The following is a 9,332-nucleotide window of genomic DNA, read 5'->3' as shown; positions in this document are numbered from 1 at the left end:
GTCGGCCATCTCGACATGCAGCGCCTCGCGGTCCGCATCCGAATACACCGCGACCGTCGCGATCCCCATCCGCCGCGCCGTCTTGATCACACGGCAGGCGATCTCGCCGCGGTTCGCGATCAGGATCTTCGTGAACATCGCTGGATTCCCCCGCCCGGCGGCCTTGATGGCGCATAGCCGGATTTACGGGAGTGGGACCTTTCCGTCCACTGATCGGCTTGGTCGCTTTCCCTCAGGCAGCGACCGCGCGGCTCAGCTCGCCAGCGCCAGGCGCTCCGGCTGGAAACTGACGCCGCGCATCCGGGCATCGCCCTTGCGCAGCGCGAAGCTGACCAGCGCCTCGTCGCAGCTCTGCGCCTCGCGGACGATCTCGAAGCCGATCCGCTGGGCGGTCTGCGTCGGCCCCTCACCGGCCGAGAGCGTGGTCACCAGCCAATGCGCCTTGTCGCGATCGATCACCCCGGTCGGGCGGCATTCCCAGACCGCGAAGTCGACGGTCAGCGCCACCAGATAATCGGCGAAGGACGCGGCCTTGACCAGAACGGCGCGGTCGAGCGCGATGAGAATATCGAGCGTTTCGCGGCTGATCACAGCATCGCTCAAGATCTCGCGCTGAAGCATCTTGACGTCTTCGTCGTCGATCGCATGCCTGTCCATCACACGATCGACGAATTCACGAAGTTCATGGCTGATCATTGTTCGACCCCTGTCCGGCGTTGTTTTGTGCCGGTACGTCCCTGTTGTGAGGAGACGATGCAGCCACGCTTCTGATCAGGTGGTTAATTCGAGAATCTGAACGCCTGTTCAGGTTAAACGGGTCTGAGTCGATGTGGTTGCGCGGTTATTACCAAAACCGCTGAACGCCTGCGGCGCGCCGCTTCACCACGGCAAGGCCATCGCGTCCCCGCCCGCAACATGCTCGGACGGGGGTCCTCGGATCCGGCCTTGGGTCGGCCCGAAGACAAACTCCGCGCAGATCCGCGAAGCGCGTGACGAGGCAGCGCCGACCAGCACCTCTTCCGTGCGGGGAGTTCGGATCGAGCCCGAGCATGACGGCGAGCGGCGCCCGTCCACCCGGACCGCGCGCTATGGCTTGCCGATCAACCCCGGCAAGGCCGCCCAGTCCTCGATCACATGCGCGGCACCGGCCGCCCTCAACGCCGGAACCGACTGAAAGCCCCAGGACACCGCGACCGGCGCCACCCCGGCAGCGACCGCCATCTCCATGTCGAAATTGCTGTCACCGATCATCAGGGTCGCCTCGGGCCGAGCGCCGGTCTCGCGCATCGCCCGCAGGATCATCTCCGGATGCGGCTTGGAGGCGGCGTCGTCGGCGGTCTGGGTGGTCGCGAACAGGCCGCCCCAGCCATGGCGCTCGATGATGTAGTCGGCGCCGCGCCGCGACTTTCCGGTGGCGATGCCGAGCACCGTGTCAGGCCGCTGCGCCAGCGCCGCCAGCATCTCGGCAACGCCCGGAAACAGCGGCTCGGCCAGCTTTGGATCGCTCTCCGCCTGAAGGCGCATCGCGCCGAAGACCTGACGATAGGTCTCGGTCAGCACATCATCCGGCCGCTCGAGCCCGGCGAGGCGCATCAGCGCGATATCCAGGCTCAGGCCGACGATGCCGAGTCCGGCCTCGCGGCCGGGATGCGTGAGCCCGCAGCGCGCGAAGGTCTCGAACTGGGCTTCGAGAATAATCGCTTCGGAATTGATCAGGGTGCCGTCGAGGTCGAAGATCACGAGGTTCATGCCGGCGCTTTAGCCGGCTTGACGCCCCTGCGCCAGCGTCGCCGGCGCAGAGGCCTCATGCTTGCACCTCGACAGGCCCGCCCCGGCCTCTCAGCCCTGGCCGCCTCTGGCGCATTCGGCGATCGCGGCGCGCAGAGCCTGCGCCTCCAGCCCCTTGCCGCGCGCCTCCTTGCGGCACTCGGCGCGCTGGGCGAGATCGGGCCGCTTCTCGTTGAAGCAGGCGACCAGCGCCGCGGTCCGCTCGCTGCCCGCAAGCTTGCGCTCATCGGCCTGCTGCTTGCAGAGGGCGCGGGCGGTCGCCGCGGTCGGCTTGCCGTCGCGGGTCAGCCCGTCGGCGGCATAGAGCTGCACGCCCGGAAAGCGCTCCTGCATGCAGGCGCGCATCGCCCGGCGCAGATCCTCGCCCGAGAGGGCGATGTTCTCGGCATAGCAGTCACGCCGAGCCTCGGCCCGGGCGGCGCGCGGGATCGGATCGTCGGAAACGGTAGCGGTCTGCGGCCCGGCAGCCGCCGAACCCGGGGGCGGCTGTGTCTGGGCCAGGCCGGCGGAGGAGAATGCGAGAACGAGACCGGCGGCGAACAAGGCGGTGCGCGACATGGAAAGCCTCCCGTGATGAACCCTCACAGGAACAAACTTAGAACATAACGCGCTTTGTTCCGCAAGCGTTCTTACGCTAGGTCACGCAACCCACTGGTGCAAAGCCCTACTCGTCGGGCGCATCGACGATCGGGTCGTAGGGCGCATCCTCGAAGCCGAGCAGGTTCCAGCTCTGGCGCATATGCGGCGGCAATGGCGCGCTGACGTCGATCGTGCCCTTCCCGCGCGGATGCGGCAGCACGATGCGCCGCGCCAGCAGATGCAGCTTGTTCTGGATGCCGCCGGGCAGTTCCCAGTTCTGGATGTTGAAATATTTGGGGTCGCCGACGATCGGATGGCCGATATGGGTGGTGTGGGCGCGCAATTGGTGGGTGCGGCCGGTCACCGGCTTCAGCGAGAGCCAGGCGAGCTTCTGCGCCGCGGTCTCGACCACCGCGTAATAGGTCACGGCATGCATGGCGCCGTCCTCGCCATGCTGGGCCACCGCCATGCGCTGGTCGCCGTCATAGGCTTCCTCGCGGGCGAGATAGGTCGAGATCCGGCCCTGGCGCACGCGCGGCACGCCAGCGACCAGCGCCCAGTAGACTTTTCGCGCCGAGCGCGAGCGGAAGGTCTTGGCCAGCGTCGCGGCAGCAAAGCGGGATTTGGCGATGACGAGGCAGCCGGCCGTATCCTTGTCGAGCCGGTGGACGAGGCGCGGCTTCTGGCCGTCCTTGCCGGTCAGCGCCTCGAGCATGCCGTCGACATGGCGCGTCGTGCCCGAGCCGCCCTGCACGGCGAGGCCCGCCGGCTTGTTGAGGACCATGACGTCGTCGTCCTCATAGAGCGTGATCGAGCGCAGGAAGCCGATCGTGTCGGCATCGGCCTTGGCCGAGCGCGGCCGCTCGGCCTGCTGTTCTAGCTTGAGCGGCGGGATGCGCACGGTCTGGCCGGCCTCGAGCCGGTCCTTGCTGTCGGCGCGCTTGCCGTCGACGCGCAATTCGCCCTTCCGGACGATGCGCTGGATATGGCTGAAGGAGAGCTGCGGGAACCGCGCCTCGAGGAAGCGGTCGATCCGCATCTCGTTCTCGTCCGGCGTCACCACGAGTTGCTGCACGCCGGTCGAGAGCACCTGGGCGGTCTCGGCCTTGACCTCGGCGCGGGTCGGCGCCGCGGCCGCCGGCCGGCGCGGGGCCGGCCTGGTCGCGGCCGGGAGGCCTTCCGGCCGGCTGCGCGCCGCAGCCTGCGCCTGGCGCCGTGCATCATGGCTCGGCCGCTTGCCCGCCCGCGCCGGCGGACGGGAGCCCTCGCCCTTGCCGGCGGCGGGCTTGCCGCCCGTGCCGCTGCCGCGCGCGCCTTTGCCCCCGGTGCCCTTGCCGCCCGACCTCATGACAGTCCCCTGACCAGCGCGAGCCCGGTGAACAGCGCGATGAGCGACAGAACGACCGAGCCGAGTACATAAAATGCCGCCATGGCGAGATCGCCGCGCTGCCAGAGCAGAACCGCATCGAGCGAGAAGGCGGAGAAAGTGGTGAAGCCACCGAGGACGCCGGTGGCGAAGAAGAGCCTGCTATGCTGCGTCCAGCCCTCTCCGGCCCGGAAGGCGAGCCAGCCGACGAGCAGCCCCATCAGGCCGGAGCCGAGGATGTTGATCGCCATCGTCCCGAACGGAAATCCGGGGCCGAGCCATCTCAGCGTGGCGAGGTTGACGCCGTGCCGCAGCACGCCGCCGATGCCGGCGCCAAGAAAGACGAGAAGCGTGGAGGTCATCACCATGCAATAGCCAGCGCAGCCGGCCGGCACAAACGAAATCACCTCGGCATGCCCGGCCCGCCCCCCCGATTGACTTCGGCACCGGCACCGCCGCAGAAATTGCCGGAACGGGTGAACGACAACGACAGTGACCGAGCGATTCCCAGGCACCGCCATGGCTGGCGCGATGCGGCCGCGGCCAGGGTTCCTGCCGCTCGGCGGGCTTTGCCTCGTCCTGGCTTCGACTGCCGTCGCCGCTCCGGCGCGCCTGCCCGCCCGCCCGCCGCTCGCGGCCAGCTTCGCCCGCGCCTGCACCATCGCATTGCCCGAGACACAGCCGATCTTCGCCGCCGCTGCAGCCGCGGCTGATGACGACGAGAACGGTTCCGACGACTCGGATGACGATGATGATGACGACGACGACGATGACGATCCGCCGGAGCGCGGGCTGATCCTGCCGGAGAGCGGTACCTGCCTCTCGATCAGCGGCACGGTTACCGCCGGCCTGCAGAACGACAGCTTCAAGGCCTCGCTCTCCGTCCCCGCGCCGCCTTCCGCCAATACCTCGATGCTGACCAGCGCCGCCTTCCGGATCGCGACTTCGCACGAGCTCGCCTCGGGCCTGCGCGTCGCCTCCGCCTTCGGCTTCACGATCAACAGCCCGGTCTCCGGCGTCAGTGAAACCACGCTCGACGAGGCGACGATCCTGATCGGCCCCTGGACCTTCGGGCTCGACACCTCGCGCTTTTCCTTCTGGACCGGCGACGAGTTCATCTTCTCGACGCGTGCCCCCTCCCGCACCGTCGGCCTGATCGCCCTGGAGCTGCCGCTCACCGAGAGCTGGACGGCGACGCTCTCCCTCGAGGACACGGCGCTGGGCAACGGCTCCGCGACCAGCACGACCAGCGGAGCCGAGCCCCCCACTTCCGTCACCTCCCTCGCCCCCGGCCGTTCCGTGCCCGACGGCGTCGCGCGCCTGGTCTACGAAGCCGGGGACTGGACCGTGCACGGCGCGCTCGCCTTGCGCGAGGCGCCCAGCGGCTCGGCGCGGCCGGGCCGCGCCGGCATTCTCGGCGCGACCTATGAAAGCGAACTCTTCGGCGCGACGAGCAGCCTGACCGCCCAGATCGCCGGCGGCATCGACGCCGCGCCCTATATCGGCTCGCAGCTCGACGGGCGCCTGGTCAACCGCGTGCTGCTCGGGAGCGATCCGACGCGCGGCTTCTCGGCCCTGGTCTCGACGCGACGCGAATGGACCGATGAGATCGCGACCAACGCCTATCTCAGCCGCTACTGGCTGGCGGTGCCGCTTGCCGGGCAGACGAAGGGCGAGATCAGGATCGACCGCGTCGCCGCAAACGTCGTCTGGACGCCGGTCGAGGGCTTCAAGGCCGGGATCGAGAGCTCCGTTGCCTGGGCGAAGATCGCGATCAGCGGCCGCGAGATCCAGGCCGGGCTGGCCGGGCGGCAGATCTCGACGCAGATTTTCCTCGAGCGGAGCTTTTGACGGCCTCGCTCACGCCGAGATCGTTGCGCGCTTGGCCCCGCTCGTCGCCGCAAGCCCGCTCAGCACGATGACGACTGCGCCGACCAGTGTCCAGGCATCGGGCAGGTTGCCGAAGATCAGCAGGCCGAACAGGGCCGCCCAGATCAGCTGGCTATAGGCAAAGGGCGCGAGCTCGTTGGCCGAAGCGAAGCGCACGGCCAGGATGAGCAGCAACTGAGCCGCAGCGAAGAAGCTCGCCGTCACCAGGCCGATGCCGATCTCGCGCCAGCCGAGCGGCACGACGGAGAACGGCAGCAGCGCCGTGCAGACGATCAGCCCGACGACGGCGGTGTAGGCCAGCGTCAACAACGGGCTGTCGGCCCGCATCTTCCGGGCCATCACGAAGGCGAAGGCCCAGGACGCCGCCGAGATCACCGGGAAGATCAGCGCCGGGTGGAAGCCCGCCGAGCCGGGCCGAACGATGATCAGCACGCCGAGAAGGCCAAGGCAGACGGCCGTCCATTGCCGGGCACGCGCGACCTCGCCGAGCAGCGGCACCGACAGCAGTATCACCAGCAGCGGCGCCACGAAGAACACCGCCGTCGCCTGGGCCAGCGGCAGGAACTGCATGCCGGCGATGAAGCCGAACCCCGAACCGAGCAGTCCGATGCCGCGGATGACCTGCAGCAGCGGCTGCCGGGAGCGCAGGCCGGCACGACCGACGGCGCGCAGCGCGATCAGCACTGCAAGGGGTGCGAAAACGACGAAGCGGATCCACATGATCTGCGCCGTCGGCACCGTCGCCGCGAGCAGCTTGGAGGCGGCATCGGAAGCGGCGAGGCAGGCGATCCCACCCAGCATCAGCAGGATGCCGCGCAGCGGTTGTCGGGAAGGCGACGAGCTGGACATGCACGGCATCTAGCGGATGCCTGCCGATCGCGGTTCCGTTGCATGGGGCTGGCCGCCATGCACGGGGCACAGGCGCGGACGCCGCCTCGGCTCCGATTGGCGCGGCGCCCTACCCGCCCCGCTCCTGCCTGAGCTTCTCCCAGTATTCCAGCCGCTTCCGGATCTCACGCTCGAAGCCGCGTTCCGGCGGATCGTAGAAATACTGCCGTCCGAGCGCGTCGGGCCAGTAGTTCTGGCCGGAGAAGGCGTCGGGCGCGTCATGGTCATAGGCGTAATCGGCGCCGTAGCCCTCTTCCTTCATCAGCTTGGTCGGCGCGTTGAGGATCGTCTTGGGCGGGGTCAGCGAGCCCGCCTGCTTGGCGGTGCGCATCGCCGCCTTGTAGGCGAGATAGGCCGCGTTCGATTTTGGCGCCGTGGCGAGATAGATCACGCAATTGGCGAGCGCGAGCTCCCCTTCCGGCGAGCCGAGCTGCTCATAGGTCTCGGCCGCGGCGCGGGCATGGATCAGCGCCTGCGGATCGGCGAGGCCGATATCCTCGACCGCCATGCGCACCAGCCGGCGCGCCAGGAAGCGCGGGTCCTCGCCGGCATCGAGCATGCGGGCGAAATAGTAGAGCGCCGCGTCCGGATCGGAACCGCGGATCGTCTTGTGCAGCGCCGAGATCAGGTTGTAGTGGCCGTCCTGCGCCTTGTCGTAGATCGGCGCGCGCCGCTGGATCACCTCGGCGAGCCCGGCCTCGTCGAAGACCTCGCCCGGCTTGGCGGCACGCCAGATCTCCTCGGCCAGCGTCAGCACGGCGCGCCCGTCGCCATCGGCAAAGCGCGCCAATTGCTGCCGCGCCTCCGGCGTCAGCGGCAGTTCGCGGCCCTCCAGCACCTCGGCCCGGCCGAGCAGGAAGAGCAGCGCCCCTTCGTCCAGCGCCTTGAAGGTCAGGACGCGCGCCCGCGAGAGCAGAGCGGCGTTGAGCGCGAAGGACGGGTTCTCGGTGGTGGCGCCGACCAGCGTGATCGTGCCGTCCTCCATTACCGGCAGGAAGGCGTCCTGCTGGGCCCGGTTGAAACGGTGGATCTCGTCGACGAAGAGCAGCGTTCCCTTGCCGCCGAGCCGGCGGCCGCGGGCGCTGTCGAAGGCCTTCTTCAGGTCGGCAACGCCGGAGAAGATCGCGCTGATCTGCTCGAAGCCGAGATCCACCATGCCGGCGAGCAGCCGTGCCACCGTGGTCTTGCCCGTACCGGGCGGGCCCCAGAAGATCAGGCTGCCGAGCGAGCGCGAGGCGACGAGGCGCGACAGCACCCCGTCCGGCCCGGTCAGGTGTTCTTGGCCCGCGACCTCGCCGAAAGTGGTCGGTCGCAAACGGTCGGCCAGCGGTCTCGGACCGGCCTTGTCGAGGCCGGAAGCGGCGAAGAGATCGCTCACCTCATCCGCCGAAGACGGAGGTCACGGTCTTGCCGCCGCGCGAGATCGTCACCTCCCAGGCGCGCTTGCGCTCGCGGGTCGCGCTCTCGAGCTCGCGCGAGGTCGCGATGCGCTCGCCATTGATGGCGAGGATCAGGTCGCCCTTCTGGAAGCCGACGCGCGCCGAGGGGCTGCCCTCCTCGATCGCGCCGACGATGACCCCCTCGTTCCCGGTCTCGACCGAGAGTTCCTCGGCCAGGGCCGGCGAGAGGTTCATCACCGTGAGCCCGGCAAGCGGCGAGCGGCCGGAAAGCGTGACCGGCTCGCGCGGACGCGTCTCCGGCGCCGGCGCGAGCTTGATCGGCACGACGATGCGCTTGCCGCCGCGCAGTACGGTGAGCGAGGTCACCCCGCCGAGCGGGCGCGTCGCGAAGCGGTAGCCGAAGCTCTCGGGGTCGTCGACGGCGACACCGTCGACCGCCAGGATCACATCGGAGCGCTTGAGGCCGCCCTCGGCCGCCGGGCCCTTCTCGACCACGCTGGCGACGACGGAGCCAGCCGGGCGATCGAGCCCGAGCCCGTCGGCGACGTCGGCGGTCAGCACCTGCAGGCGCGCCCCGAACCAGGGGCGACGCACCGTCTTCGCCCCGGCCTTGGCACTGGCGACGACAACCTGGACCATAGAGGAGGGAATGGCGAAGCCGATGCCGACACTGCCGCCGGACCGCGAGAAGATCGCGGTGTTGATGCCGACCAGCCGGCCCTGCATGTCGACCAGCGCGCCGCCGGAATTGCCCGGGTTGATCGCGGCGTCCGTCTGGATGAAGGACTGCGCGTCGCCGACGCCGACCTGGGTGCGCGCCAGGGCGGAGATGATACCCTGCGTCACCGTCTGGCCGACGCCGAAGGGGTTGCCGATCGCCAGCGAAAGATCGCCGATCTCGACCTTGTCGGAATCGGCGAGCTCCAGCGCGCTGAGATCCTTGGCCTGGATCTTCAGCACGGCAAGATCGGTGCGCGGATCGCGCAGCAGGATCGTCGCCTCGAATTCGCGCTTGTCGGCGAGCGCGACCTTGACCTCGCTCATCCCCTCGATGACGTGATTATTGGTCACCACCAGCCCGGTTGCATCGACGATCACGCCCGAGCCGAGCGAGCGCTGCACCTGTTCGCGCGGCACGCCGAAGCCGCCATCGCCGAAGAAGCGGCGGAAGAACGGATCGTCCATGAACGGGTTCTGCGGCCGCCGCTCGATGCGCGCGCCATAGACGTTGACCACGGAGGGGGCGGTCTTCTTGACCACCGGCGCAAAGGACAGCGAAACCTGCTGGCGCGTCTCCGGCACCTGCCGGTCCTGCGCGAAAGCCGGCGAGGACGGCGCCCCGGCGAGCATGGTCGAGGCCAGAAGAGCGGCCGCGACGCCTGCACCGGAAAGCTTGATTCGGCCCGACATCCCAGAACCTT

At 69.1% G+C, this 9,332-nt stretch carries 10 protein-coding genes; 1 reads left to right on the top strand and 9 read right to left on the bottom strand.

The window, feature by feature from the left end:
- From J0J10_RS26860 to crcB, 6 genes are all read right to left on the bottom strand, one after another.
- A partial coding sequence (locus J0J10_RS26860) for a biotin carboxylase N-terminal domain-containing protein (protein ID WP_291650659.1) occupies window positions 1-138 on the bottom strand: 138 nt, incomplete at its 3' end.
- 114 nt (window positions 139-252) lie between these two features.
- Entirely contained in the window at window positions 253-696 is a 444-nt protein-coding gene (locus J0J10_RS26855; protein WP_291650656.1) for a hypothetical protein, read from the bottom strand.
- 390 nt (window positions 697-1,086) lie between these two features.
- Window positions 1,087-1,749: an HAD-IA family hydrolase gene (locus J0J10_RS26850; protein ID WP_291650655.1), complete on the bottom strand. Its 663-nt coding sequence runs from the start codon at window positions 1,747-1,749 to the stop codon at window positions 1,087-1,089.
- 90 nt (window positions 1,750-1,839) lie between these two features.
- Window positions 1,840-2,346: a hypothetical protein gene (locus J0J10_RS26845; protein ID WP_291650654.1), complete on the bottom strand. Its 507-nt coding sequence runs from the start codon at window positions 2,344-2,346 to the stop codon at window positions 1,840-1,842.
- A gap of 106 nt (window positions 2,347-2,452) precedes the next feature.
- Window positions 2,453-3,715, bottom strand: a complete 1,263-nt coding sequence (locus J0J10_RS26840; RefSeq protein WP_291650653.1) for an RluA family pseudouridine synthase — start codon at window positions 3,713-3,715, stop codon at window positions 2,453-2,455.
- Complete coding sequence (crcB, locus tag J0J10_RS26835; RefSeq protein WP_366826315.1) at window positions 3,712-4,101, bottom strand: fluoride efflux transporter CrcB; 390 nt, start codon at window positions 4,099-4,101, stop codon at window positions 3,712-3,714. Before crcB ends, J0J10_RS26840 begins: the two co-directional genes overlap by 4 nt.
- Before the next feature lie 124 nt (window positions 4,102-4,225).
- On the opposite strand from crcB, the gene J0J10_RS26830 reads away from it, so the two are divergent.
- A complete protein-coding gene (locus J0J10_RS26830) occupies window positions 4,226-5,584 on the top strand; it encodes a hypothetical protein (RefSeq protein ID WP_291650651.1) in 1,359 nt (452 codons plus the stop codon).
- A gap of 9 nt (window positions 5,585-5,593) precedes the next feature.
- Here J0J10_RS26830 and J0J10_RS26825 read toward each other — a convergent pair whose 3' ends face one another.
- From J0J10_RS26825 to J0J10_RS26815, 3 genes are all read right to left on the bottom strand, one after another.
- A complete protein-coding gene (locus tag J0J10_RS26825) occupies window positions 5,594-6,472 on the bottom strand; it encodes a DMT family transporter (RefSeq protein ID WP_291650649.1) in 879 nt (292 codons plus the stop codon).
- Between the two features lie 109 nt (window positions 6,473-6,581).
- Window positions 6,582-7,889, bottom strand: coding sequence for a replication-associated recombination protein A (locus J0J10_RS26820; RefSeq protein ID WP_291650648.1), 1,308 nt, complete (start codon window positions 7,887-7,889; stop codon window positions 6,582-6,584).
- Between the two features lies 1 nt (window position 7,890).
- Entirely contained in the window at window positions 7,891-9,321 is a 1,431-nt protein-coding gene (locus tag J0J10_RS26815) for a DegQ family serine endoprotease (protein WP_291650646.1), read from the bottom strand.
- Window positions 9,322-9,332: the final 11 nt, after the last annotated feature.

This window comes from Allobosea sp., assembly GCF_017308075.1.
Taxonomy (GTDB): domain Bacteria; phylum Pseudomonadota; class Alphaproteobacteria; order Rhizobiales; family Beijerinckiaceae; genus Allobosea.
This window is presented reverse-complemented; position numbering and strand designations above follow the sequence as displayed.